At 73.3% G+C, this 25,056-nt stretch carries 17 protein-coding genes; 6 read left to right on the forward strand and 11 right to left on the reverse strand.

Annotated elements, in window-relative coordinates:
* Nucleotides 1-234: 234 nt before the first annotated feature.
* Entirely contained in the window at nucleotides 235-2,538 is a 2,304-nt protein-coding gene (locus ACW9TB_RS23400) for a helix-turn-helix transcriptional regulator (RefSeq protein WP_472750188.1), read from the reverse strand.
* 101 nt (nucleotides 2,539-2,639) lie between these two features.
* On the opposite strand from ACW9TB_RS23400, the gene ACW9TB_RS23405 reads away from it, so the two are divergent.
* Entirely contained in the window at nucleotides 2,640-5,156 is a 2,517-nt protein-coding gene (locus ACW9TB_RS23405; RefSeq protein WP_472750189.1) for a helix-turn-helix transcriptional regulator, read from the forward strand.
* A 119-nt stretch (nucleotides 5,157-5,275) separates the two neighbouring features.
* Here the strand turns inward: ACW9TB_RS23405 and ACW9TB_RS23410 are convergent, their stop codons facing one another.
* The 8 genes from ACW9TB_RS23410 to ACW9TB_RS23445 all read right to left on the reverse strand — a co-directional run bounded on the left by ACW9TB_RS23410 (nucleotide 5,276) and on the right by ACW9TB_RS23445 (nucleotide 14,723).
* Nucleotides 5,276-6,358: a serine hydrolase domain-containing protein gene (locus ACW9TB_RS23410; protein ID WP_472750190.1), complete on the reverse strand. Its 1,083-nt coding sequence runs from the start codon at nucleotides 6,356-6,358 to the stop codon at nucleotides 5,276-5,278.
* A 109-nt stretch (nucleotides 6,359-6,467) separates the two neighbouring features.
* Nucleotides 6,468-7,397, reverse strand: a complete 930-nt coding sequence (gene murQ, locus ACW9TB_RS23415; protein WP_472750191.1) for an N-acetylmuramic acid 6-phosphate etherase — start codon at nucleotides 7,395-7,397, stop codon at nucleotides 6,468-6,470.
* A gap of 289 nt (nucleotides 7,398-7,686) precedes the next feature.
* Entirely contained in the window at nucleotides 7,687-8,601 is a 915-nt protein-coding gene (locus tag ACW9TB_RS23420) for a GNAT family N-acetyltransferase (RefSeq protein ID WP_472750192.1), read from the reverse strand.
* Nucleotides 8,598-9,608: an ABC transporter ATP-binding protein gene (locus ACW9TB_RS23425; protein ID WP_472750193.1), complete on the reverse strand. Its 1,011-nt coding sequence runs from the start codon at nucleotides 9,606-9,608 to the stop codon at nucleotides 8,598-8,600. The genes ACW9TB_RS23420 and ACW9TB_RS23425 overlap by 4 nt, the downstream gene beginning before the upstream one ends.
* Complete coding sequence (locus ACW9TB_RS23430; RefSeq protein ID WP_472750194.1) at nucleotides 9,605-10,891, reverse strand: ABC transporter ATP-binding protein; 1,287 nt, start codon at nucleotides 10,889-10,891, stop codon at nucleotides 9,605-9,607. The genes ACW9TB_RS23425 and ACW9TB_RS23430 overlap by 4 nt, the downstream gene beginning before the upstream one ends.
* Before the next feature lie 4 nt (nucleotides 10,892-10,895).
* Nucleotides 10,896-11,852 (reverse strand): ABC transporter permease, encoded by a 957-nt coding sequence (locus tag ACW9TB_RS23435; RefSeq protein WP_472750195.1) that lies wholly within the window; start codon nucleotides 11,850-11,852, stop codon nucleotides 10,896-10,898.
* A gap of 58 nt (nucleotides 11,853-11,910) precedes the next feature.
* Nucleotides 11,911-12,918, reverse strand: a complete 1,008-nt coding sequence (locus ACW9TB_RS23440; protein WP_472750196.1) for an ABC transporter permease — start codon at nucleotides 12,916-12,918, stop codon at nucleotides 11,911-11,913.
* Nucleotides 12,915-14,723 carry an ABC transporter substrate-binding protein gene (locus ACW9TB_RS23445; protein WP_472750197.1) on the reverse strand — a complete coding sequence of 603 codons (1,809 nt, stop codon included), beginning with the start codon at nucleotides 14,721-14,723 and terminating at the stop codon, nucleotides 12,915-12,917. The genes ACW9TB_RS23440 and ACW9TB_RS23445 overlap by 4 nt, the downstream gene beginning before the upstream one ends.
* Before the next feature lie 264 nt (nucleotides 14,724-14,987).
* Here ACW9TB_RS23445 and ACW9TB_RS23450 point away from each other — a divergent pair, with 264 nt between their 5' ends.
* Nucleotides 14,988-16,193, forward strand: coding sequence for a M20 family metallopeptidase (locus ACW9TB_RS23450; protein WP_472750198.1), 1,206 nt, complete (start codon nucleotides 14,988-14,990; stop codon nucleotides 16,191-16,193).
* 219 nt (nucleotides 16,194-16,412) lie between these two features.
* Nucleotides 16,413-17,513, forward strand: coding sequence for a cellulose binding domain-containing protein (locus tag ACW9TB_RS23455; RefSeq protein WP_472750199.1), 1,101 nt, complete (start codon nucleotides 16,413-16,415; stop codon nucleotides 17,511-17,513).
* 242 nt (nucleotides 17,514-17,755) lie between these two features.
* On the opposite strand, the gene ACW9TB_RS23460 is transcribed toward ACW9TB_RS23455, so the two are convergent.
* Complete coding sequence (locus ACW9TB_RS23460) at nucleotides 17,756-18,310, reverse strand: ferritin-like domain-containing protein (RefSeq protein WP_472750200.1); 555 nt, start codon at nucleotides 18,308-18,310, stop codon at nucleotides 17,756-17,758.
* 137 nt (nucleotides 18,311-18,447) lie between these two features.
* On the opposite strand from ACW9TB_RS23460, the gene ACW9TB_RS23465 reads away from it, so the two are divergent.
* Both ACW9TB_RS23465 and ACW9TB_RS23470 read left to right on the forward strand, forming a co-directional pair.
* Nucleotides 18,448-19,500 carry a YihY/virulence factor BrkB family protein gene (locus tag ACW9TB_RS23465; protein ID WP_472750201.1) on the forward strand — a complete coding sequence of 351 codons (1,053 nt, stop codon included), beginning with the start codon at nucleotides 18,448-18,450 and terminating at the stop codon, nucleotides 19,498-19,500.
* Between the two features lie 185 nt (nucleotides 19,501-19,685).
* Entirely contained in the window at nucleotides 19,686-21,785 is a 2,100-nt protein-coding gene (locus ACW9TB_RS23470; RefSeq protein ID WP_472750202.1) for a hypothetical protein, read from the forward strand.
* 19 nt (nucleotides 21,786-21,804) lie between these two features.
* Here the strand turns inward: ACW9TB_RS23470 and ACW9TB_RS23475 are convergent, their stop codons facing one another.
* Nucleotides 21,805-23,340: a hypothetical protein gene (locus ACW9TB_RS23475; protein ID WP_472750203.1), complete on the reverse strand. Its 1,536-nt coding sequence runs from the start codon at nucleotides 23,338-23,340 to the stop codon at nucleotides 21,805-21,807.
* A gap of 648 nt (nucleotides 23,341-23,988) precedes the next feature.
* Here ACW9TB_RS23475 and ACW9TB_RS23480 point away from each other — a divergent pair.
* A complete protein-coding gene (locus tag ACW9TB_RS23480; protein WP_472750204.1) occupies nucleotides 23,989-25,002 on the forward strand; it encodes a LacI family DNA-binding transcriptional regulator in 1,014 nt (337 codons plus the stop codon).
* Nucleotides 25,003-25,056 lie beyond the last annotated feature (54 nt).

The raw sequence follows: 25,056 nt of genomic DNA on the forward strand, positions 1-25,056 counted from the left end.
GAGTCATCTGCGACGCATGTCTCAGTGATCCTTATTTGTCCTTGACGGCTCTCGACGGCTCCCGGACCGGTGCCTGGGGCCCGGCCTCTCCCCCGCTTCCGGAACCGGCCACCGTGCCGGGTTCGCGACCTCGCGGACGGAAACCCCGCGAACGGAAAAGGGCGTGCCACGGAGCTCGGCTCCGGGACACGCCCTGCTCGGCTCCGCACCGATGGACGGCGAATCCGGGGGAGGTTACCCCGAACTCGGCTCGGGGAGCCGCCGTGCGAGCTCTCCACGGGAGGAGACGCCGAGTTTCTGGAAGACCCGGTAGAGATGGGACTCCACGGTGCGCGGGCTGAGGTTGAGCCGTTGCGCGATCTCCCGATTCGCGACCCCCTTGGCCGCCAGCCGGGCGACGCGGGATTCCTGCGTGGTCAGGCCCGCGATCGGGTCACGTACCGCGCCGCCGGTGGCGTCGCGCTCCTCGGCGGCCCTGCGGGCCCAGGGCACCGCCCCGAGCCGCTGGAAGATCTCCAGCGCGGTGGTCAGCCGGGCCCGCGCCTCCGCCCGGCGGCCCACCCTGCGCAACCACTCGCCGTAGACGAGGGTCGTTCTCGCCAGGTCGTACGGGCGGCCGAGCCTGTCGTACGCCCGCAGTGCCGTCGCGTACGCCTCGTCGGCGGCGTTCCCGCGCGCCAGCAGCCCCTCGCATCTGGCCAGGGCCGCCCGCGCGGCGGGCCCCGAGGTCTCCATCCGGGACAGCGTCCAGGCGGCGAGGTCAAGACGGCCGCTGCGCACGGCCGCCTCGGCGAGGTCGGGACCGGCCCCGCCGATCAGCTCCAGGATTCGTGCCGCCTCGCCGTACCTGCCCTGGCCCAGGTCGAGCAGGCCCAGGGCGCGCAGGCCGAGCGCGACGACCTCGGGGGCGGCCCGCGCCTCGCCGTAGGCGATCGCCTCGGCGGCCAGGGCGCGGCACCTTTCCTCCTCGCCCCTGGCGGCGGCCAGCCAGGCCAGCCGGGCTCTGATCCTGGCCGCCTGGTGTTCCTGCCCGGTCTCCCCGGCCATGTCCAGCCCCTCCTCCAGCGCCTTTCCCGCCTCGTCCCACGTGCCGCTCTGGACCAGGACACCCGCGGTGACCTCCAGCGCCTGGGGCAGCAGGCCGTACTCGTGCCGGGAGCGCAGCCGGGCCAGCAGCCCGGCCGTGGTCAGCCGGGCCTCGGTGTCGTCTCCCTCGGCCAGGCTCCGCCACGACGAGGCCAGCGCGGCGGCTGCCGCGCCCGGAGCCTCCGCCCCGGGTCCCCCGGCCACCTCCGCCCCGATCCCGAGCCCGCCTGGTCCCTGATGGTCCTCACACCCGGCGGCCAGCGCCTTCGCCCGTTCCGTCTGGCCGGCGTCCCGGGCCAGACGGGCGGCGGCGGCCAGGCGGGCGGCGCGGGTGGCCGGGTCGGGCGTCAGGTCGGCGGACGCGCACAGCGCGTCGGTGCGTTGTGCCGCGTCCATGGTCTGGGCGGCCAGTTCCTCCAGTTCGGCGGCGAGTCCCTCGTCGGGGCCGATCGCCACGGCCGCGCGGTGCCAGGGCCCGTCCGGATGCCCGGCCGCCACCAGCGCCCGGTGTACGGCGGCACGCAGCGAGAACGACGCCATGCCGTACGCGATGGCGGGTACCAGGGGTTGCCTGACGACGATCCGGCCGTCCAGGACCCCGACCACGCCTGCCCGCTCGGCCGGGGCGAGATCGTCGAGTGAGACACCGAGGAGGTTCGCCGCCGGGGTGATGGAGCGCAACTCCCTCGTGTTCTCGACGGCGACCAGGGCGAGCAGCGTCACCGTGGGCTCCGGCAGCGCCGCGAGCACCGCGCCGGGCGCGGCCAGACCGGCCTGCGCCGGGGAGCGGAGTCTTTCGAGGTAGGCCCAGGGCGAAGCCGCCTGCCCGAGGCGCTGCTCCATGGTCAGCGCGTTCGCGCAGGTGGTCAGCGTGCCCGGGTTGCCGCCCGAGAAGGCGATGAGCCGCTCGCGTACCCGCCTGACCATGTCGGGATGGCGTTCGGCGAGTATCGCCGCGCACGCTCCGGCGTCCAGCGGGGTGAGGTCGCATCCGGGCAGCGCGGCCAGCCTGGAGAGCCGCCCCGCCCGCTCGGCGATGATCACCACGAGGCCGTCACCGGCCGGTCTTCTGAGGAGCGATACCAGGGTGTCCGCCGATGCCCGGTCGATCCAGTGCGCGTCGTCCAGCAGGACCACCAGGCCCCCGGCCCGCGCGGCGGTCGTCAGCAGGTCACGCGCGGCGAGGACGGTCGCCACGCGATCCCCGCGCTCCACCCGGCCGAGCGGCGCGAGCAGATGGGACAGTGCGGCGAGCCCGACACCGGACTCCCCGGCGTGGCAGGCGCCGCGCAGGACGGGGACGCTCCCCGCGGCGGCCGCGGCGTGCTCCAGGAGGGCCGTCGCACCGGCCCCCTGCTCACCCCGCACGACCAGGACACCACTCTCGGACCGACCGGCCCCCGCGACCAGGCCCTCGATGCGGTCACATTCGACGGCTCTCCCTTGAAGCACGCCGACCATCGAAGCAGCACCGGAGACGGCGCCTCACCTCAGGTCCCGACTGTTCACTCTTCGTTCACTGAAATGATCAAGGTGGGGACTACAGTCCAGGCGTGTTGTACGGGCGGACAACTGAGTTTGACCATATCGGGCGGTTGTTGAAGGCGGTGAGCGGCGGCAGGGCGGGGGCCCTCCTCGTTCGGGGCGAGTACGGGGCGGGCCGGTCCGCTTTCCTCGACCATGTCGCGGACACCGTCCGGGGCATACGGGTGCTACGAACCCAGGGCGTCGAATCCGAGGCGGACCTGCCGTACGCGGGGGTCGACCACCTCTTCGGTACCGGCCTCACCGGCCAGGGGACACCGGAGGCCGTCACCGGCAGGCTCGCCGACCTGGCGGCCACCGGCCCCGTGCTGTGCCTGGTGGACGACGCGCACCTGCTCGACCCGGAGTCCATCGAGGCGCTGGCGTTCGCCGCGCGGCGGCACACGGCGCCGTACGCGCTGGTCCTCGCCCTGCCCGACGGCGCGCACTTCCCGCTCGACCTGCCTTCCCTGCGCCTGTCCCGGCTGGAGCGCGAGGACTCCCTCGCGCTGCTGGCCGACCGCGCCGGGCGGCTGACGCCGTTCACCCGCCGGAAGATCGCCGAGGCGGCGGAAGGCAACCCGCTGGCGCTGGCGGAGTTCGCCACGGGAATGGCGGCCGATCCGCACCGGTCCCCACTGAGGCTGAGGCCCGAGACCATGCCGGTCGGCGCGACCACGCTGAGAAGGTTCACGGAAGGCGTCACCGCGCTCCCCTCCCCCGCCCGCCTGGCACTTCTCGTCGCCGCCGCCTCGGGCTCCGGCGAACTGGCGCCGATAGCGGCGGCCGTCGAACGGCTCGGCGGCGACCTCGGCGACCTCGAACCCGCCGAGCGGGCGGGGCTGGTGTCGCTGTCCGGCCGTCGGCTCGGCTTCACCCATCCGCTGCTGCGGCCCGCGCTCTACCAGGACGCGCCCATCGCCGAGCGGATCAGGGTGCACGGGGCACTGGCCGAAGGACCGGGCCAGGACAGCGCGCATCACGCGGCCACGGCGGCGGCCGTCCCCCACGACGGGCTGGCGGCCCGGCTGGAGCTGCACGCGCGGAGCAGCATCGACCGTGGCCACGGCGGCGCCGCGCTGGAACACGCGGCACAGCTCAGCGAGTCCCCGACCACGCGCGCCCGCCTGCTCACCGAGGCCGCGGCGGCGGCGATCGACGTGGGCGAGTTCGCGCACGCCATGGCCCTCAGCGAGCGGTCGCTGCCACTCGCCACCCCGGCGACCCGTCTCGAACTCGCCCGCCTCAGGCAGGAGATCCCCACCGCGGGCGACCCGGATCCGCGACCGCCACAGCGGCCGGACCCCTGGCCGAACACGGCGGGTACGGCCATCTGGCGGTCGGAGCACGCGGGGATGCCTCCCTGGAGCACGGCGTGGTTGCTGTCCATGGGCGACGACCTCTCGGCCTGCCGGTGGGCGGAGGGCCTGGTGGCCCTGTGCCGTACACACGGTATGCCGGGCAGGGAACCGAAGGCCCTGCACATGCTCGCGGCGGCCCAGGCCGCCGCCGGGCTGCACGGACAGGCCGCGGCGAGCGCGACCGAGGCCCTGCTGCTCGCCAGGGACGCCGGGCGGCACGACCTGACCGGCTCACTGACCGGCCTGCTCGCCTGGCTGGCCGCGGTGCGGGGCGCCGAACAGGAGTGCCGCCGCCTCGCCGCCAGGAGCATCGCGTACGGTACGGCGAAGGACGACGGCGGCGGAGGTACGGCCGGGAGAGGTGCCGGAAACAACGGGAAGGCCAGGAACGCCAGAAAAGCCGGGCACGCGGCGGACGGCTTCCCGTTCAGGCGCCCGCCAGGTCCGGCCAGGCCCTCCGTCGGCCCCTGGGCGCTGGCCCTGCTGGATCTCGGGTACGGTCGTCCCGGCCTGGCGCTGCGGCGGTTCGCCGAGGGACCGCTGTCCCCGCTCCTGGCGATCCGCTCGACCCCCGACCTCGCCGAGGCCGCCGTACAGGCGGGCAGGGGTGCCGAGCTCGGCACGCGGATCGTCAGGTTCGAGGCGTGGGCGGCGGGCACCGGCAGGCCGGGTCCCGCCGCGCTCGTCCTGCGTGTCCGGGCGCTGCTGGAGCAGGGCCGGGAGGCGGACTCGCTCTACAACCAGGCGCTGAACCTGCACGAGAGCGCGGGCCAGCCGTTCGAGCTCGCCCGTACCCGGTTGCTGTTCGGCGAATGGTTGCGCCGCAGGGGGCGGCGCGCCCGCGCCTCGCGCGAGCTGGGCGCCGCGCTCGCCGGCTTCGAGGAACTGGGCGCCCGCCCGTGGGCCGACCGGGCCCGTGCCGAACTGCGCGCCAGTGATCCCCGGCGCGCCTCCTCCGCGTCCCTGGCGGGCGAACTGGACCTGCTGACCCCCCAGGAGCTCCGGGTCGTCCGGCTGGCGGCCGGTGGGGCCACCAACCGGGACATCGCCGCCCAGCTCATCCTCAGCCGGCGGACCGTGGGCAACCACCTCTACAAGGCGTTCCCCAAGCTCGGCGTCACCTCAAGAGACCAGCTCCGCGAGCTGGACCCCGCCCTGTTCCCCCAGGACACCGGGACGACATGACCGGATGGCATTGACGGCTGAGGTCACCGGCTGGGCGCGCCCGGGGATCCAGCCCGGTGGTCGGTTCGTCGAGGAAGACGAGGAAGACGAGGAAGACGACCGGCGGATCGCCGATCCGGTCAGGACAGGCGCAGGGCCTCGGTGGCGACCGCGTGGCGCAGGTCGCGGATGCCCGCGCGGCCGCGCAGGGGGTGGACGTTGTTGGTCAGCAGGACGACGGTGAGGGCACGCCCGGGATCGACGACGAGCGAGGTGCCGGTGAAGCCGGAGTGGCCGTAGGCGTCGGCCAGCGGCCCGACGATCGCGGGGTCGCCGATCCGCACGCCCAGGCCGTGGCGGAAGTCCGCGCCCCTCACGCCGTGGTCGCGGGTGATCTCGGCGACCGTGCCGGGCCCCAGGACCGGCGCTCCCCCGGTACGCAACGCCTCGGCGAAGCGTACGAGGTCGTCGGCGGTGGAGAAGATCCCGGCGTGCCCGGCGACCCCGCCCAGGCCGTGCGCGGTCTCGTCGTGGACCTCGCCGCGCACGCATCCGGGCCCCGGGCGCTCGGGCTTGTGCTCGGTGGCGACGATCCGGGGCAGCAGGGACGCGGCGGGACGGTAGCCGGTGTCGGGCAGGCCCAGGGGCCCGGTGACCCGGGTACGGGTGAGCTCGTCCAGGGAGGCCCGGCCGGTGATCTCCGCCACCCGGCCCGCCGTGATCAGCCCGACGTCGGAGTAGAGGTAGCGCTCCCCCGCGGGGCCGGTCGGCGGTGTCGAGAGGATCCGGTCCATGCGCGTGGCGTGGACCTCCGGGCCGTCGCCGGGGATCTCCTCGTGGGCCCTGCGTCCCGGCGGCAGTCCCGCGGTGTGGGTGAGGAGGTGCCGCAGGGTGACCTCGGGGGCGCCGCCGTAACAGGCGGGCAGCCAGGCCGCGACGGGCTCGTCCAGGCCGAGAAGGCCGTCCTCGGCCAGCGACAGGATCACGGCCGTGGTGAAGAGTTTGGTGATCGAGGCGAGGTCGAAGATCGAGTCACGGAGTACGGGCGGCCGGTCTCCGGCGAGCTCCTCCGAGGCCGACGAGTAGCGCACGGCCTCCCCCACCGCGGCGGCGGCCACCGTGACACCGCCCACGGCGATCGCGGCCACCGCCGCCGAGCAGACACGCGGCACCGCCGCCCCAAGGATCCCGGCGAGCCGGGCGTCTTCCCCGCGACCGGCCACCGTTCCCGCCCCCGCTCTCGGTTCCGCTCCGGATGGTTCAGGCGCCCCGGGACTGACCACCATGGCCAACCCGGCCAGGGAGCCCGCCCTCGGTTCCGTTCCGGATGGTTCAGGCGCCTCTGGCCTGGGCCGCCGCTTCCAGGGCCGCCTCAAGATGGTCGCCGTGCCGTTCCAGCAGGATCCGGGCGCCACCGGCGTCGAGGCCGTGCTCGATCATCAGTACCGCGACCTTCACGTGCCATCCGGCGGCCTCCAGCGCGGAGCGGGCGGCGGAGAGGGCCGCCCCGGTGATCTCGCTCACCATCCTGGCAGCCCGGTCGGCCAGCTTGGAGTTCATCGCCGACACCTCGATCATGGTGTTGCCGTAGGTACGGCCCAGCTTGACCATCGTGATCGTGGAGATCATGTTGAGGACCAGCTTCTGCGCGGTTCCCGCTTTGAGCCTGGTGGAGCCGGTCACCACCTCCGGGCCGACGATCACCTCGATGGGGTGCCGCGCGGCCGCCGACAGCGGGGTCGCGGCGTTGCACGACAGGGCCACGGTCAGGGCTCCACGGCGGTTCGCCTCGGCGAGCGCGCCGAGCACGAAGGGCGCGCGACCGCTGGCGGAGACGCCCACCACCGTGTCGAGGGCGCCCACCCCCCGTTCCACGAGGGCGTCCGCGCCCCCGGCGTGGTCGTCCTCCGCGCCCTCGACCGAACGCGTCAGCGCGGGAGGGCCGCCCGCGATGACGCCCTGGACGAGCTCGGGATCGGTACCGAAGGTCGGCGGGCACTCGGAGGCGTCCAGCACGGCCAGCCGGCCAGACGTTCCCGCGCCCACGTAGAACAGGCGGCCCCCCGACCTCATCCGGGCCACGACCGCGTCCACCGCGGCCGAGATCTCCGGAACCGCCTCGGCCACCGCCGCGGGCACCGTGGTGTCCGCCGCGTTCATCAGCCGGGCGACCTGCTCGGTGGGGAGCCGGTCGATCCTGCTGTAGCGCGGATCGCTCTGCTCGGTGGAAAGCGCGGACAGTGTGGCTGGTTGATCACTCATGACGTCCCATGTCGTTAGTTGTCCTGTCTCACTACTGTCAAGTAGATGATCTTCTGACAGTGCGGGCGTTATAGCCGTGTACCCGCTGGGAGCCCGCCCATCGGGCCACCCCGGCGAGCGGAGCCCGTCACGGCAGCCCATGACGGTGAGGCCGTCACGGCGACCCACAACGGTGAGGCCGCCACAGCAGCCCACGACGCGGAAGCCGTCACAGCACCCCACGACGGTGAAACCGTCACGGCACCCCACGGCGCTGAAGCCGTCACGGCAGCCCACGGCGCTGAAGCCGTCACGGCAGCCCGCGGCGGTAGAGCCAGAAGACCCGCTCGGCGTGCGCGCCGACCGTCCGGGCGTAGAAGCGCAGCGGCCCCACCCAGCCGATCTGGGCGCTCGACATGCCCGCGGCCCGCTGCTCGGCGAGGCAGCGGCGTACGAGCACGCGGCCGACCCCCAGGCCCCGCGCGGCCGGGGCGGTGCCCATCGGGCCGAACCAGGAGGGCCTCGTCCCCCACGCGGCGAAGCCGAGGATCTCACCGTCCCTGACCGCGTAGTGGCAGCCGACGGCCTGCTCCGCCTCCCACGCCCAGTTCGCGTTCCACTGCTCCCCGACGAAGGCCGACACGGCGGCGCGGTCCCCGGGGGCGGCGGCGTGCACGGTGACCCCGAAGTCCGCCAGCCGCGTGAGGTCGGCGTCGACGGACAGGTCCCCGGTGAGGTCGACGGTCATGTTCCAGGCGACGTCGTAGCGCTCGTAGCCGAGCCTCTCGGCCAGGCAGGCGGCCTCGGTGTAGCGCACGTCGACGCCGGGCCAGGCGTAGCAGGGCGGGTTGCCCGCGAAGCGGGCCTCGGTCGCCCCCCGGCCGCGCAGCCAGTCCTCGGCCTCGGCGACCAGCGCCCGGCCCAGGCCCGCCCCCCGGGCCTCGGGGCGTACGGCGAGCAGGTCGACATGGCCCGCGTGCGGGTCCCGTGCCGACATGGAGGCGAACACCACGCCGTCGAGATCGCGCGTCACCAGCGCCGTCCAGGACCGGTGCGCGGGCGGCGCGGCGAGCCTGGCGACCAGGCTCGTGGCCTCCCCCGCGTCATGGGTGAGCGCCGCCCCGGCGATCCCCGCGAGCGCCGCAGCGTCGGCCGCGACAGCCTCGCGGATCCCGGACGCCTCGCCCACGCTCCACGGCTCCGGGCCGTTTCCCAGCGGGTTCACGAACGGCCGACCGGCATGGCGACGACGTTGCGGGGAGCCGGGTGAAGGCAGGCGTGCTCCTGGGGCGTACCTCCGCCGTGGCCGAGCGACGGGTGCTCCGACTCGCAGCGGCCGGTACGGAACGGGCAGCGCCGGGCGAACAGGCAGCCCGCGTCGAGGCGGCTCTCGTCGAGCGCCCCGGTCGGCGTCACCGGCTCCTCGCCGGGCCGCTCCAGGCCGTGCAGCACGGGGATGGCCGACAGCAGCGACTGGGTGTACGGGTGCACGGGGGCGGAGATGATCGTCTCGACGTGGCCACGCTCGACGACCTCTCCCCGGTAGATGACGTACAGCTCACCGTCGTCGCCGATGTAGCGCGCGGTCGCCACGTCGTGGGTGATGAACAGCACGCTCACCCCGAGGCGCTCGCGCAGGTCCTTGAGCAGCGCGAGGATGCCCAGCCGCAGCGACACGTCGATCATGGAGACGGCCTCGTCGGCGACGAGCATCTCGGGGTCGACGGTGAGGGCACGGGCGATGACGACCCGCTGGCGCATGCCGCCGGAGAGCTGGTGGGGGTAGCGCGGCAGCACGTAGCCGGGGTCGAGACCGACCAGTTCCAGCAGCTCCTGGGCACGCCCGTCCACCCACGACCGGGCGCGGCCGGTCTGCGCGGCCCGCAGCGACAGCGGCGCGTCCAGCGTCTGGTGCACCGTGCGGGTCGGGTTGAGCGCCGAGTACGGGTCCTGGTGGATGAGCTGGATGCGGCGGAAGTGGGGCTGGCGCTGCTTCGGGCGCAGCGACGACATCGGCGTGCCGTCGATGGTGATCTCTCCGGAGTCGTGGCTCTCCAGCCCGGCGATGATCCGCCCGAGCGTCGTCTTGCCGCAGCCGGACTCCCCGATGAACGACGCCGCCCCGCCCTTCGGGATGGCGAAGTCGACGCCTCGCAGCGCCTTCACCTCCCGCCCGGAGAGCATGCCGCCCCGCTGCTTGAAGGTCTTCGTGATTCCCTGCCCAGTGATCACGCTTTCTCCCTCGGTCCGTACGGCCCGGCGGCCCGTCCTGCCCCCCGCAGGACCGCGTCACGGCCCTCGTACGCGTTCCCGTTGCCCGTCCCGGCCTCGCTTCCGTTCCCGTTTCCGTTCGCGGAAGACGCTCCGCCGCCGGTCCCGTACGCGGTACGCGTGGCGTCCGCGTCCTCCCGCGCGTGGCGGGCGGCGACGGCGTGGCAGGCCACGATCCACTCGCCGCGCGAGACGGCGGGCGGCTCCTCGGTCTCGCAGACGTCCATGCGCAGCTCGCAACGCTCCCTGAAGACGCATCCCCGCGACGGGACGGTCCCAAGCGTCGGCGGGCGGCCGGGCAGCGCCCTGGCCTCCCCGATGTCGCCGATCAGGCGCGGGATGGCCCGGATCAGGCCCTGGGTGTAGGGGTGGCGGGGGGCGCCGAGCACCTCGGTGGTCGGGCCCTGCTCCACCACGCGCCCGCCGTACATGACGGCCAGCCGGTCGGCGACCTCGGCCACCACGCCGAGGTCGTGGGTGATCACGAACGTGGTGAGCCCGCGCTCCTCGTGCACCTCCCTGACGATCCGCAGGATCGTCGCCTGGGTGATCATGTCGAGCGCGGTCGTGGGCTCGTCCAGTACGACGAGGTGGGCGTTGAGCACCAGCGCGAACATGATGCCGACCCGCTGGCGCATCCCGCCGGACAGCTCGTGCTGGTGGGAGTCGAGCACGCGCGCGCCGTCCATGCCCATCCTGCCGAGCAGGTCCTTGGCGTCCCTGACCAGGCCCCGAAGGTCCTGGATGTCGTGCGAGCGGCCCAGGTCGAGGAGCTGCTTGCCGACCGTCTTGAGCGGGTTGAGGGAGTTCTGGGCGGCCTGGAAGACGTACCCGATGTGCCGTCCCCGCGCCCGGCGCAGCTCGTCGCCCCGAAGCCCGACGACGTCGCCGAGCCCGTCGATCTCCACGCTGCCCGAGCGGATCCTGCCGGGAGGCTGGACGGCGTTGAGCAGCGACAGCGCCAGGGTGGACTTGCCGGACCCCGACTCGCCGACCACCCCGGTGATCGTCCCGGGCACCAGCTCGAGGTCGATCCCCGACACGGCGGGGAGTTCCCCCGCCGAGGTCCGGTAGACGACGGACAGGTCGCTGACGCGCACTCCCGGCGGCCCGCTCCTGGCCGCCTCGCGGAGGCCCTCGGCGTCCCGAGCTGTGTTCCGGGTGCCCCGGCCGCTCCAGGTTCTCACGGCGGCGGACAGCCGCTCGCCCGGTGTCGCGGACACCTTCTCCGAACGTGCGAACATCTGGTCAGTCCTCCCGCAGCCGGGGATTGAAGATCTCGTCCATGGCGTCGACGACGAGGACGATGCCCAGGGTGAGCAGCAGGATCGCCAGCAGCGGCGCCAGCATGTAGGGCAGCGCGGTGGTCGTCGTCAGCGCGCCGCCGCCGAACACGGCGAGGTTGAGCATGACGCCCCAGTTGTTGGCGTCGAACGGCAGGACGCCCAGGAAGAACAGGCCCACCTGCGCGTACACCGCGCCGGTCACCGCGATGAGCATGTTCATCGCGATGAAGGGGGCCATGCTGGGCAGCAGTTCCCTGCCGACGATGTGCCCGCTGGACAGGCCGAGCCCCCTGGCCGCCTCGATGAAGCCGCGCTCGCGCAGCGAGAGGGTCTGCGCCCGTACGGCGCGCGCCACGCCTCCCCAGCCGAGGAGCCCGAGCACCAGGCCCATCTCGATCGCGCTGGTGAACTTCCAGACGGTCGACAGGACCAGCAGCAGCGGGAGGGCGGGGATGGTCAGCTTCATGTCGGTGATCCGCATGAGCACGGCGTCCCAGCGCCCGCGCCGGAATCCGGCGAACAGCCCGACGGCGGTGCCGAGGGCGACCGTGATGACGGCGGTGACCAGGGCGGTCAGCAGGACGTACCGGGCCCCGGTGATCACCAGGGCGAGTACGTCGGTGCCCTCGAAGTCGGTGCCGAAGGGGTGTGCCAGGCTCGGCGCCGCGTAGAGGGCGTTGTCGTCGCGTGGCAGCCGCGCGGGGTAGAGCAGCGGCCCGAAGATCCCCATGAACGCGAACACGCCCAAAATGGCCACGCCCACGATCCGGCTGGGCTTGCGCCGCAGGACCCGCCAGACGCCGCGCCGGAAGTTGCGCCGCAGCGTCGCGCGGGTGCCGGAGACGCCGGGGGCACCCGGGGTGCCCGAGGTTCCGGGGGCGCCGGGAACGCCGCCCGCGGTGATGACCGGCGCCGTCATGCGGCCACCTCCGCCGCCCGTATGCCCGTGAAGCCGTCGGCTCCCCTGATTCGCCCGGTCATGACGCCTCCTGTCCGGAACGGACCCGTGGATCGATCGCGGTGTAGAGCATGTCGGCCACGATGTTGGCGATGACGATCGCCACGGTGATCAGCAGGAAGGCCCCGCCCATCAGCGCGTAGTCGCGGTCGGTGATGCTGTTGAGCAGCAGCAGGCCCAGCCCCGGGTAGGTGAAGATCCGCTCGATGAAGATCGCGCCGCCGAACAGCAGGCCCAGCGAGAGCGCCAGGATGGTGAACAGCGGCAGGATGGCGTTGCGCGCCACGTAGCGGAAGATGATCCCGCGCCTCATGCCGCGCAGTTCGGCGGCCAGGATGAAGTCGTCGCCCAGCACGGTGACCACGCTCGACTTCATCGCCAGGATCCAGCCCCCGTACCCGGCCAGCGCGTAGGTCAGGACCGGCAGCGTAGCGTACTGGATCAGCGAGCCGACGTAGGCGGCGTTGAGGCCGGGTTCGAGCGTGACGTCCGCCGTGCCGCTCGCGGGGAAGATCGGCAGCAGGGTGGTGAAGACCGCGCTCAGCAGCAGCGCGAGGACGTACTGCGGCAGGCCGTGCAGGAGCGAGCCGGTGACGGCCAGGACGTCCCCCAGCCTGCTCGACCGCTTGATCGCCGCGTAGACGCCCAGGATGATGCCGACCGCGAAGCTGAGCAGGGTGCCGACGAGGACCGGCAGGATCGTCCAGGTGGCCGCCGAGCCGAGCAGGGTGGTCACCTCCGCGCCGGGGACGCTCAGCGACTGGCCGAGGTCGAGGTGGAGCAGGCCCCTCATGTAGTCGAGGTACTGCTCCCACATCGTGCCCTTCGGCATGAACCCGTAGAGCACCGCGACGGCGCGTTCGGCCTGGTCGGGTGACATGCCCTGCTCGACCAGCTTCTCGTAGCGGGCCCGCATGGGGTCCCCGGGGATGTTCCTGATGATCACGAAGCTGATCGTGGTGACCACCAGGATCATGACGAGCCCGCGGGCGAGGTGGCCCGCGAGGCGGCGTGCGATGACCGTCATACGCTGCTCTTCCTCTTGACCATGCCGAGCTGGAGCCAGACTCCGGAGGTGAGGCGCAGCGCGTCGCTCTCGTCGCCCGGGAATCCGGTGAAACGGGTGGTGTTGACGACCTGGGTGTTGACGTAGTCCCACAGCTGGATCACCGGGAGGTCCTGGTTGGCGGTCCTGGCGAGGGTCGAGACGATCCGCCGCTGCTCGGCCTCGGGCACGGAGTTCAGCCTGACCGCCAGCTCACCGGGGTTGACCCTGCCCGCGCCCCTGACGTCGATGGTCTCGGCGCCGCCCATCCAGTTGCCCTCCGTGCCGGGGGCGACGTGCTTGAGCCTGCCGCCGAAGAGCTGCCAGCCGTTCTGGGCCCCGTACAGGCGCTGGAAGATGTTGTACGGGGCGGGGCCGAGCGCCACCAGCCAGAAGCCGATGTCGTACTTGCCCGCCGCCATCTCCTCCAGGTAGAGCGGGTAGTCGGCGGTGGTGACGACCTGCGCGTCGATCCCGGCGTCGTTGAGCTGGCTGGTGACGGCCTTGGCACCGGCGAGCCAGTCGGAGAAGGACGCGGGCACGTTGATGGTCATCTTCCAGGGGCCGCCGTTGGGCATCGTCCACCGGCCCGCGATCTTCTTCATCCCCGCGGCCCGCAGCTCGCGCTCGGCCCTGGCGGGGTCGTGCCGGTACGGGTCCAGGGTGGCGAGTCCGTCGCCCAGCCACGCCTTCGCGGCCTGCTGGTGCAGCCCCGAGGTGGTGACCGAGGCGGTGCCGCCCTCGGGGGAGGCGACCTTGGTGACCTGCCTGCGGTCGATCAGGTACGCCAGCGCCCGGCGGACGTGCACGTTGTCGTAGGGCTTCCTGGACTGGTTGAACGCCAGTCCCTCGCTGACGGGCGAGTATCCCCTGACGACGGCGTTTCCCGGGGTCTCGGTGATCCGCCGCATCACCCCCGCGGGGACCGCGGTGAACGGCGCGCTGTCCAGCCTGCCGGAGACCAGGTAGTTCCAGACCTGCTCGTTGCCGGTGTAGTTGAGGATGCGTACCTGGTCGGCGGCGACGTTGGCCGCGTTGTGGAAGTTCCTGTTCTTGACCAGCAGCGCCTCGCCGGGGTTGACGCGCTTCAGGACGAACGGCCCGGCCGAGACGTCCCTGGGCGGGGCGAAGGAGATGACCCTGTCCGCGAGGCTGGTGATCCCGGCCCGTGCCGCCTCGGCCCCGGGGGCGTCGCTCTGCGCGAGCTTCAGCTTCTGCCAGAAGTCGGCGGGCAGCACGCCGCGCCAGACGTGCTCGGGGACGATGACGGTCTCCATGACGCTGCGGACGAAGGAGGAGCTCGGGTTCCGCGCCGCCTGGGTGATCTTGATCGTCCTGTCGTCCAGGATCTTGATGTCGGAGGCCGTACCGGCGGCGGAGGGGTCGAGGGCGTAGGCGGTGCCGCCCTGGGTGTAGGCCAGGCCGATGGAGAACCTCACGTCCTCCGCGGTGATCGGCGCGCCGTCGGACCACTTCCCGCCCGGGTGGAGCCTGAGGGTGATCGAGGACTGGTCGGGGGCGATCTGCCAGCTCCGCGCGACCCCCGGGTAGAACTGGTTCGGATCGGTCAGGTGGTTCTTGGTCCACCCGAGCCACTCGGCGTTGTACCCCCGGAAGGCGTTGCCCTTGGGGTTGTACGGGTTGATCGGCGCGTTCGCGTCGATGCCCGGCTTGAGCGCGTCGATCGTGGTGAAGACGCCACCGGCGGAGCTGTCCACATTGCCGCCACATGCCGCGGTGACGGCGGCGAGGCAGAGGGAGGCGGCTGCCGCCGCTAGTCGCTTCATGAACGCTCCGATGGGTATTCTTCGAGGTCAGGGCACCAATACCGGGGTGTAGGCGTTGTCCGGACAATACGTTCGACCCGCCATCCGCGTCAATTATCTCCACTCCTGTGACACTCTCTGTAGCTTTCCTTCACCGACGCTCCGCCCCGGCGCCGATCACCGCCGGCCCCGCGCGGAGTGGGCGATCCGGCCCGGACGGCGCCCCGGCCTGTCGTACGGTCGCGGTGACAAAGGATCGACGGATCGACGGAGGGGCGGACCACGGTGAACCTGGACGTCATGCTTGAGGACCTGCGAGAGCTCGTCGAGTGCGAGTCGTTCTCCGCCGACCATCCGGCGGTGGCCCGCAGCGCGAAGGTGGTCGCCGACCAGGGGCACCGCAGGCTCGGCGCCAGGGCCGAGACGATCATGGTCGGCGGGGTCACCCACCTGCGGTGGACCTTCGGTACGCCCAGGGTGCTGCTGCTCGGCCACCACGACACGGTCTGGCCGACAGGCTCCCTCCTGGCCCGCCCCTGGTCGGTCACCGACGGGATCGCCCGGGGCCCCGGGGTCTTCGACATGAAGGCCGGGCTGGTCCAGCTGTTCCACGCGCTGGCCGCGCTGCCGTCACCGGACGGGGTGTGCGTGCTGGTCACCGGGGACGAGGAGGTCGGGTCCCCGACCTCGCGCGCGCTGGTCGAGGAGTCGGCGCGCGGCTGCGCGGCCGCGTTCGTCCTGGAGGCGAGCGCCGGGGGCGGCGCGCTCAAGATCGCACGCAAGGGCACGTCGATGTACCAGGTCGTGGTGCACGGCCGCGGGGCGCACGCGGGGCTCGACCCCGCCAGGGGCGCGAACGCCGGGGTCGAGCTGGCCCACCAGATCCTCGCCGTCACCGGCATCGCCGACCAGGTGAACGACGGCCTGGCCCCCGGCGACCCGGCCCCCGGCGACCGAACGGACCGTGACCGAACGGACGGCAACCAGACGGACCGCGACCGGACGGACCTCGACCCGGTGGCGCGGGAGTCCCTCGGGCCGGTCACCGTCACGCCCACCGTGCTGTCGGCCGGGACCACCACCAACACCGTGCCCGCGCTGGCCCGCCTGTCGGTGGACGCCCGCGTGCCCACCCTCGCCGCGCAGAGGCGGGTGGACGAGCTGATGCGGGCGCTCTCCCCCCGGATCTCCGGGACCCGCCTTGAGATCATCGGAGGCCCGAACCGCCCTCCCATGGAGCACGCCTCGTCGGCCGGGCTGTTCGCCCTCGCCCGGAAGGTCGCCGCCGACCTGGAACTCGCCCCCCTCACGGGTGTCGGCGTGGGCGGAGCCTCCGACGGCAACTTCACCGCCGGGGCCGGTTGCCCCACCCTCGACGGGCTCGGCGCGGTCGGCGGCGGCGCGCACGCCGACGACGAGCACGTCGTCGTGGCCGAGATGCCCGGCCGCGCGGCACTGCTGGCGGGCCTGATCAGAGCGGTGCTCACGTAAGCGGCACGCTGCCACCGGCGACCGGCGTGACGGGGTCCGGTACGAGGCTGGAATCCGGGGTGGCCGGGGTCGGGGCGGAGGCGGAGGCTGGGCCGGGGGGTGAAAGTTACACCCCGGCCGGTGACGGCCGCGCAGGTCAGGCCCTCCCGGGTCGGTGGGTGGCTTCCCGCCCCCGCCCGGGGCGCCTAGCATCGGCCCCCACCGAGGCGGGAGCGGAAGATGCGAAGGACGGCACGCGGAAGCGACACGGTTCTGACGGTTCTGGCGGCCGCGATGGCCGCGGTCGTGACCCTGGGACTCCTCCTGGCGGGCACCGCGGTCCCCGCGCGGGCGGCGGCCACCAGGATCATGGCACTCGGGGACTCCATCACCGGCTCCCCCGGATGCTGGCGGGCCCTCCTGTGGAACCGCCTCGTGAACGCGGGCCACACCGGCGTCGACTTCGTCGGCACCCTGCCGCCGCAGGGCTGCGGCGTCGCGTACGACGGGGACAACGAGGGGCACGGCGGGGCGCTGGTCACCAACGTCGCCGACCAGAACCAGCTCCCCGGCTGGCTCTCGGCGGCCAGGCCCGACATCGTGATGATGCACTTCGGCACCAACGACGCCTGGAGCAACCGCCCGACCGCCACCATCCTGGCCGCGTACGGCAAGCTGGTGGACCAGATGCGGGCGAGCAACCCCGACACGAAGGTCCTCGTCGCCCAGATCATCCCCATGAACCCGGGCACCTGCGGTGAGTGCGCGCAGCGGGTCTCCGCGCTCAACGCGGCGATTCCCGGCTGGGCGGCGGGCAAGACCACCGCGCGGTCCCCGGTGGTCGTGGTCGACCAGTGGACGGGCTTCAGCACCGCGTCCGACACCTACGACGGCGTGCACCCCAACGCGTCGGGCGACCAGAAGATCGCCAACCGGTGGTTCCCCGCGCTGACGGCCCTGCTCGGCCCCGGGCCGACCATCACCCCGATCCCGACGTTCCCTCCCACCCTCACCCCGACGCCGACCGTCACGCCCACGGCGGGCGGCGGCTGCACGGCCGCCTACCGGACGGCCAACCAGTGGTCGGGCGGCTTCCAGGGCGAGGTGACCGTGAGGAACAGCGGCCCGGTGGCCGTCACCGGCTGGACGGCGAACTGGGCGTTCGCCGGGCGGCAGATCAGCCAGGCGTGGAACGCGACGGTGACCCAGTCGGGATCCGCCGTCTCGGCGCGGAACGCCGCCTGGAACGGCTCCCTGGCCCCCGGCGCGACCGCGACCTTCGGCTTCATCGCCTCGGGGACGGGCTCCCCGGCCCCCGAGGTGTCCTGCACGACCGGCTGATCGGCCGGACGCCCCTCGGCCGGGACCTTCGCTCAGGTCCCGGCCACCCGGCGCCGACCGTTCGGCCCCTTCGAACCGGGCCCCGGCCGGTGCCGTTCCCCGATCCGGGTCCCGGCCACCCGGCGCCCGCCGTTCACTCCCCGCCCCATGAACCTGAACCGGCCCCGCGAACCGGCGCTGCGAACCAACCTGCGACCCGGCCCCGCCAGTCCCGGCCGCCCTCGGTCCCGGTCCCGGTCCCGCTAGTCCCGGCCGCCGTTCAGGGCGCCGGGAAGTCTCTCCAGCAGGCTCTTCAGGTCGTCGGCGTGCTCCTCCTCCTGGGCCAGCAGGTCCTCGAAGATACGCCTGGTGGTCACGTCGTCGTTGCCGAGCCAGTTGACGATCTCCGTGTAGGAGGCGATCGCGATCCGCTCCGCGACCAGGTCCTCCTTGACCATCTCGATCAGGTCGAGGCTCTCGTCGTACTCGGCGTGCGAGCGCGCGGCCAGCGTCTCGGGGTTGAAGTCCGGCTCGCCACCGAGCTGGACGATGCGCTGGGCGAGACGGTCGGCGTGCTCCTGCTCCTCGGCGGCGTGCTCCAGGAACTCCGCGGCCACCACCCCGGCGTGGATGCCCGAGGCGGTGTAGTAGTGCCGCTTGTAGCGGAGCACGCAGACCAGCTCGGTCGCCAGGGCCTCGTTGCACACCTGGATCACCCGGGCCAGGTCGGCGCCGTAGGCCGACGTGATGGGACCCTTGTCGATCTCCTGGCGCGCCCGCGCCCGGAGCTCCTTGATATCTGTCAGGAATTCAGCCATGGGCCTGCCCTACCCAGAATCAGCGGGTTATCCAGTGGCGTCGGCCACAGTCGACGGCGTTTTGTTCGTGACGCCGCTTTCGGGGTAGCGGGCCGGTCGACATGGGAACAGCGACGAAGGTCCCGCAGACGCGGACCATGAACGGCGAAGAGCTCTCCGCCGACCACGCCTGGGCCGCCCTGCGCAAATACGGCCGCTGGCACCTGGTCCGCGACTCCGTCACCAGGTTCAGGTACGGAGAGGGCCTGACCAACTCCAGGGCCCTGGCCTTCCAGATCTGCCTGTCGATCATCCCCGGCGCCATCGCGCTGGTCGGGCTGAGCTCGGTGATCAACCAGGAGCATCTCGGCGAGGTGCTGGAGCTGGTCCTGAGCAGGCTCGCGCCGGGAGCGGGGGTGGACGCGGTCAAGGCCGTGCTCTCCGACAGCCACCGGCAGGCGGGCCGTACCGGGGGCGCCCTCGCGCTCTGGCTCGGCCTCGCCACCGCCCTGTTCTCGCTGACCAGCGCCATGGCCCAGGTCGAGCGGGGGGCGAACCGCATCTACGGCGTCGAACGGGACCGGCCCTTCCACCGCAAGTACGCCAGGGCGCTGCTGATGGCGCTGACGGCCGGTGCCTTCATGACGGCCGGTTTCGTGGTGATGGTCGGCGGCGGCGCCATCAGCAGGGCCCTGGCGCAGGTCTACGACTGGAACGACGGGGCCACGGAGGCGTTCAACCTGGTGCGCTGGCCGCTCGGCTTCCTCCTCGCGCTGCTGTCGACCTCGGTGCTGTTCCGCGCCGCGCCGCGCAGGAGGCAGCCCGGTCACACCTGGCTGGCGTTCGGCGCCCTGGTGTCGCTCGTCCTGTGGACGGCCTTCACCCTCCTGCTCGCCTTCTACACCGAGAGCAGCGGCACCTTCGGCGCCACGTACGGGCCGCTCACGGCCGTGATGGCGCTGCTGCTGTGGTCGTTCCTCAGCTCGATCGCCCTCTTCCTCGGGCTGGCGTTCGCCGCGCAACTGGAGGCCGTCCGCGCCGGGCGGGCGGGACCCGCCCACCCCGACCCCGGCCCCACGGCCGCCGAGGAGCGGGAACCCCTGGTCGGAGCGGCGGGCACGGCGACCATCGCGATCGCCAGGACGCTGGTGGAGACCGTGCGCAGGCGTCGGCCCGGCGCCGGGAACGGGCGCGGCCCAGCCCGTAAGTGACCCGTGAGTGACACGGCCCCCGCGTACGATGTCGCCCTCACCCATGATCACCTCTCGCGCCCCGGTGGCGATCCGGCGATGCCGGGGCGGCATCAGGACGTCCATCACGATAGTCAACTCATCAACTCAAGGCCCACAGAACCATAGTGAGATATATTCATGTGCGGATCCAAGGGGGTGCGAGGGTGTCGGCACAGGAACGCAGGCTCGCGGCCATCGCGGCGGCATCGGCCGACGCCTTCCGGGGCGGCGACTACCACCAGGTGAGGGCCGAGGACGTCGCGGAGCGGGTGCGGCTGCCGAGGGGCGCCGAGGGCGACAGGGGCCGCAGCGCCGTCTGGCTGTACAACGAGGTCAGGAGCCGGCGCGTGCTGGTGGCCCTGGCGGTCAAGCACGCCTTCGACGAGTTCACCTCCGGCGACGGCGCCCCGGAGCCGCCGCGCTCGCTGCTCGACGCGCAGCGCCTGGTCACGGCGGCACTGCGCAGGGTGGCGCGCTTCCACCAGGTGGAGCGCTTCATGCTGACCCAGGTGCGCCTGGGCATCGGCGACATCTCCACCTCGGAGAAGCGCCCGTCGGGCGGACAGGCCCAGCCGGTGTGGGAGATGACGGAGGTCTACGGCGCCACGGCCGCCACCGGATGGGAGGGCCGCGTCACCGCGTACGCGCGGTATCTGGAGCCCCGGCTGGAGCTCGCCGCGCTGACGGTCGGCGTCCCGCCCGCGGGGTGGGCCGCGGCGGGCGCCGAGCGCCTGTCGGAGCTGGCCTTCCGCTCGATGGCCGACGACCCCGAGGGACCGGCGGACCGCCAGGCGGCGGCGCTCTGCGCGCACTGGCTCACCCGCGACCTGTTCCCGTTGGCCGGGGAGTGGGCCGAGCGGCTGCACACCGCCGAGCGGACCGCCGAGTTCACCGAACGGACGGGCTCCGGCGGCCGTGCCGGGGCCCGCGCCCTGGAGGTGGTCCTGCAGGTCCTGCTCGACAGCAGTCCGCTGCTGGCGCGGGCGGCGGAGGTCGGCGGCGAGCTGGCGGGCCTGCTGGCGTCCGACGGCTCCGACCCTCGGACCCTGTGCGACGTGACCAGCAGGCAGGGCCTCGCCCTGCTGCGCCTGGGCGACCTGCCGGGCGCGAGGTCCTGCTTCGAGTGGTCGCTACGGGTGGCGGACGAGCTTCCCGGCTCCGCGGACGCGGCGTCGCTCGGCGCGCGGGCGCGGCACAATCTCGCCGAGGTGCTGGTGGAGGCAGGCCGACCCCGCGAGGGCCTGCACGAGCTGCGGAAGGTGAGCGAGCAGCGGGCCAAGGACGTCCCCGCCACCGGGATCTCCCCGGCGTGGCGGCGGTTCACGCTCACCCAGCAGGCGGTGGCCAGGGCCGCCTCCCGCGCGGGCCGGATCGTCACCGGCGTGACCGTGGCCGAGGCGACGCTGGCCGACCGCGAGCAGCGCCTCGGCCACGACAACGTCAACACCGCCTCGGCCAGGGTGACCCTCGCAGAGGCGCTGCTCGCGGCGGGCCAGCCCGCGCAGGCGCGCCACCACCTGTCCGAGGCGCTCCGGCCTCGGGCGCAGCACCTCTCTCCCGAGGGCTACTGGCCCCAGTACGACACGGTGTGCCTGGCGGAGATCGAGCTGGCCGCGGGATTCCCCGCCCAGGCGGTGCGGCTGCTCACCGGGGCCACCGTCACCACGGAGTGGTTCGCGCGGCAGGTGTCGCCCCGGCTGGGCGCCGAGGCGGCGCTGGTCAGGGCCGTGGCGCTCACCGCGTCGGGCGAGCCCGCCCAGGCGCTCGCCGCCCTGCGGGCGCTCCCCGCCGAACGGCCGGTGCGCCGCGCCCAGGCCGCCGCGCAACTGGCCCTCGGCGACGCGGCCGGGGCGGCGCGGGTGCTCGCGTCCCTCGCGAAGGACGAGCGCGGCATGGACGACGACTTCCCCGGCCAGGCGGAGCGGCTGCTGCTGACCGCCCGGGCCGCGTACGCCCTCGGGCGGGAGGACGAGGCGGAGGCCGCGAGCGCGGCGCTCGTCGCGATGGGCGAGGACGCGCTGGACGCCTCCCACCCACTGGTCCTCGCCGGGCGGCTGGACCTCGCGCTGTGCCGGATGGCTTCGGGCAGGGTGGAGGAGGTGGCGCCGCTGCTGGCCCCGCTGCTCGACCGCCGCCCGCTGGCCCACGGCCGCCCGCCCCTCGGCGACGGGCACCCGCTGCTGGCCGAGGCGCGGTCGGTGGCCACCCGGGTGGGCGAGCCTCCGTCAAGCACCCCGGAGGACCGCCTCTGGGAGGACGACTGACCGCGCCGCCCCCGGATCGTCAGTCATGGTTTTCCGTGACGAGCTCCGCGCGGCCCCGTACGGCGGACTCGCTTTCCAGCGCGGCGAGCACGGCGGGGCGGAACGGGTGGGCGGTGTCGAGGTCGGCGGCGGCCCTGGCGAGGTGTTCGACGAGGCCGTCGTGCCCGGACCGGGCCTCGGGGACGGGTTCCGAGCGGAGCAGGACGGCCAGCCCTCCGAGGCGGGACCGTACGGGGTCGCCGGACGCCAGCCGGACGGCGGCGCGCTCCAGGAGACCGGCCGCTCGCTCGGCGGGCCCCGTGGCGCCCGCCAGCCGCACCAGGCCGAGCAGGACGGCGGACCCGGCGTCGCCGGGATCGAGCGCGACGGCCACCTCCAGGTGCCGGAGCGCGGCGTCCAGGTCGTCCTTCCCTCCCGGGGGGAGCCGCCTGCGAAGGCGGAGGGCGAGCAGCGCGCCCTCGTCGCCGAGGTCGGCCGTGAGGCCGGTCCGGCTCCGTACGATGAGCAGGACGGCCAGGTAGGAGTGGCAGCCGGCCACGGTGGGGCTCTCCCGGCGCTCGGCGAGACCCGGCTCGCCGAGCACGCGGCGGGTCCACTCGACGGCCGCGTCGAGGTCGGCGGGCGACCCGCCGGGGGTCTCCGAGCGCGTCGCCAGCGCGAGGGCGAGCTCCCAGGCGGCTCCGACGGCGGCCTTCCGGTCGGCGGTGGCGTGGATCCTGGCCAGGAGGCCCATGCAGCGGCCCAGCGGCGTGGGATCGCCCGACGTCTCACCGAGGTGGGTGAGCGTGCTGGCCAGGTCGTACGCCGCCTTCGGCCAGAGCGGGTCGTCGTCGGGAGTGGCCTCCAGGAACAGGCCGAAGTGCCCCGCCGCCCGCTCCAGGTCGGCGGCGCTGCCGTCGGCGAGCCCCCTGCTCCGCAGCAGCCCGCCCAGGGCGAACGTCGCCTGGTGCGTGGCCGGGTCGCCCTCCGGCAGGTCGGGGAGCACGTCCTCGAGCAGGGCGACGGCCTCGCCGAGATCCGCGCGGCCCCCGCCCGGGCGGGTGACGCGCAGGGCCAGCGTCGTGCCCAGCCGGTAGCGCAGGTAGAGGGCCGACCACCCGTCGTCGCACTCGCGCAGGGCCGCCCTGAGCCTGTCGACCGCCAGGTCCAGGTCGTACGGCACCCCCCGGTCGGCGTGGCGGCTCAGCAGCAGCTCGGCGAGGGCCCCGTGGTCGGCGGCGCTGAACCAGGCGCTCTCCTCGCGGAGGTCGTCCGCCTCGGAGAGCATGGTGATGGCGACGTCGCGATCTGCGGGGTCCGCGAAGATCTCCCAGCGGACCTCGTGCACCCGTCCCACCAGGGCGAAGGACCACTGGTCGCAGTCGTGGGCGAGGAGCCAGCCCGCGTGTTCGGCCGCCTCGTCGAGATCCGCCCGGTTCGCGATGCCCGGGGCGTCCTCGTCCGTGCACCGGCGCAGGATCGCCTGGGTGAGAGCCTGGCGCCACCCCGCCTCATCGTAGGTGCCGGCCACCTCCGCCCGCAGGGCACGCAACCGCGTGACCTCATCCCAACCCATGCCGGATCTCCCTTCCGAGCCTGTATGGAACTATATAAATAGGATTCTCTCATCCTTGTGGCAAGTAAAGAACCGCTCCGGGAGGGGGAATGGACGGATCGGCGCCGATCGTCGTTCTTCCGGGGCACCTCCGGGACGCTCACGGCCGTCTCGACGCCCGCCGGTTCCGGGTGCTCGCTTTCCGGCCTCGCGGGCTCGGGCGGGGACGCGTGGTTTCTCACCGGTTCGCGGCGGGAGAGGCCGGGCTCCGGGGACGCGTACGCCCCGGCCCGCGGGCCCGTCTCCTTCGCGTCGAAGTCGTCACTCACCGCCGCTCCCATGCATCCATGTAAAGCTCCGGTCGTGGTTCCATATTGCCAGAGCTATACGAACCGGCACGACTCTTCTCACACCGGCCGATGTTCTCCCTCCCACCCGGTCACGCCCGCGAAACCTGACACTTTCCCGAGATCATGAAATCCGGGGATACGCACGGCACGACTCACCCGCGGCGCGAGCCGGTGAACATTTCCGTCGAACACAAAAATTTTTCCGTCCGGGATGCGGAGAGGACCCAGACGCGGGCGGCGTAGCGTGCGAGAACTCCCCGAAGGACATGTTCCCAGGCCACCGGCCACGCTCCGAAAGGTTTCGGATATGCTGCCGGGCATGCCAGGTAAGCCCCGGGTGACGATCGCCCGCATCGCCGAGGAGGCGGGCGTCTCCGCGCCCACGGTCTCCAAGGTGATCAACGGCAGGTCCGAGGTATCGCCGGAGACCCGCAGGCGGGTCGAGCGGCTTCTCCGCGAGCACGGTTACATCCGGCGCACGGCCGTCGCCGACGGTCCGGCGGGCCTGGTCGACCTGATCTTCGCCGAGCTGGAGAGCCCGTGGGCGATGGAGCTCGTCCGCGGGGCGGAGAAGGCGGCCTCTGAGGCCGGGGCCAGCATCGTGATCTCCGTCCTGCACACCCGCACGGGCCCCGGCCGCGACTGGCTCGACCGGCTCGCCGCCCGCCGCACCGACGGCGTGATCATCGTCGGCTCCCGGCTCTCGGCACAGCGGTACGACCGGCTCAACTCCCGCTCGATCCCCTTCGTGGTCGTCGACCCCGAGGGCGAACCGGCTCCCGGCGTGGCCTCGGTGGGCGCGACCAACTGGCAGGGCGGCCTGACCGCCACCCGGCACCTCCTGGAGCTCGGCCACCGCCGGATCGGCATGATCGGCGGCCCGCCCGACATGCTGTGCAGCCGCGCCCGCATAGACGGCTACCGGGCCGCGCTGGAGACGGCGGGGGTCGAGGTCGACCCCGCGCTGATCCTGCACGGCGACTTCCTCGTCGGCTCCGGCCACGACCACGGCCACACCCTGCTCTCGCTGCCCGACCGGCCCACCGCCATCTTCGCAGGCAGCGACCTCCAGGCCTTCGGCGTCTTCGAGGTGGCCAGGCAGCGCGGCCTGCGCGTCCCCGACGACCTGAGCGTCGTCGGCTTCGACGACCTGCCCCTGTCCAGGTCCGCCTGGCCACCGCTCACCACGGTCCGCCAGCCCCTGGAGGAGATGGCCTTCCTCGCCACCCGCATGGCCCTGGGCATCTCCCGAGGCGAGTCCCCCGAACCCCGCAGGGTCGAACTCTCCACCGACCTCATCATCCGCGAGAGCTCCGCTCCCCCACCCGGCTGACACCGGGACGACCGCCGACGCCTCCTCCCGCCGGTGAGAAGTGTGACGTCATCC

It is taken from the genome of Streptosporangium sp. H13245 (genome assembly GCF_055690525.1).